A 1,011-nucleotide genomic window follows, 5' to 3' on the forward strand; every position below is an offset into this window, starting at 1 on the left:
GACTGAATCTGTTTTGAGTGCTCGTTCTGGTCAGATTTCTCCCTCTCTTCTGCCAGGCTAACCCTGTGAACTTATACTATTTTTGAACTCAATAATTCAAAGAGAATCAGGAGAAAGACGGCGCAAAAAATCTAGTTTGATAATAGGGGTATCAACATTAGGAAATTGTATGAGCTCTTTAACGTCATGACGCATAAAAACCGCTGGAAATCCTTCTGTTTGATCACCTTTTTCAAAAGTGAGTACAGCTATCTTAAAGCTGCGATGTACTCCTTCAAAAATTAAGTTGCGGTTCTCAAAACAAAATAGACCTGTTACTTGTGTTTGATTAAAGAGCATTTCACGAAGTTGTTTGGCTCCCAAGTCAGTATAGATTCCGCTAGGGATAACAATGCCACATTCTCCACCAGGACTTAACAAGTTAAAGCACTGCTCCACAAAAAGCTTATAGAAGTTAATATCTGTCGTTTTCGCCTTCTTACCATCAACGATAGAAATTTGGTTAGAATATTGATTGGATGTTCGATAATAAAGGTTAACGTGGGGAAACTGACTCTTATATTCTAACCAAGCATCCGCAATTTCCGGATCTTGAAGCAGTCTTTCCTGCTCCTCCTCAAAAGCATAAATATCCATTTTCTTCTTCGTCACCAAATCGCTATACTGAGCAAAAAATTCTTTCCCGTTAGGTTAAAAAATTTCCCAAGGTGGATTGGTAATAATTGCATCAAATCCACCGCGTTCTAAAATTATGTCAAAGTGATATCCCCAGTGAAACGGTTGCAACTCGGCAATATCCTCAATAGTTAAAACTCGTTTCTTCGGTTTCCCGGCTAACTGCACTTGTTCGTACTTAATTCCCAGCCGTTTACTAAACTCATCCAACAATAACAAATTTAATTTATCCTGCGACTCTCGATTTAACTGTTCGATGTGATATCATGTCCGGGAACACGCCCATAGTAAAATGAATAAGTATGCCTTCAGTCGCCAGCATCCACGCTCTCCCAT

At 39.1% G+C, this 1,011-nt stretch carries 2 protein-coding genes; both read right to left on the minus strand.

Annotation, left to right across the window (positions count from 1 at the left end; translation table 11 throughout):
* Nucleotides 1-96: 96 nt before the first annotated feature.
* A complete protein-coding gene (locus tag QUA40_RS28890) occupies nucleotides 97-636 on the minus strand; it encodes an Eco57I restriction-modification methylase domain-containing protein (protein ID WP_333132168.1) in 540 nt (179 codons plus the stop codon).
* A gap of 54 nt (nucleotides 637-690) precedes the next feature.
* Entirely contained in the window at nucleotides 691-894 is a 204-nt protein-coding gene (locus QUA40_RS28895; RefSeq protein ID WP_333132170.1) for an Eco57I restriction-modification methylase domain-containing protein, read from the minus strand.
* Nucleotides 895-1,011 lie beyond the last annotated feature (117 nt).

Origin of the sequence: Microcoleus sp. Pol11C3 (assembly GCF_036701485.1) — a bacterium.
In the GTDB taxonomy this organism is placed as follows: Bacteria; Cyanobacteriota; Cyanobacteriia; order Cyanobacteriales; family Microcoleaceae; genus Microcoleus.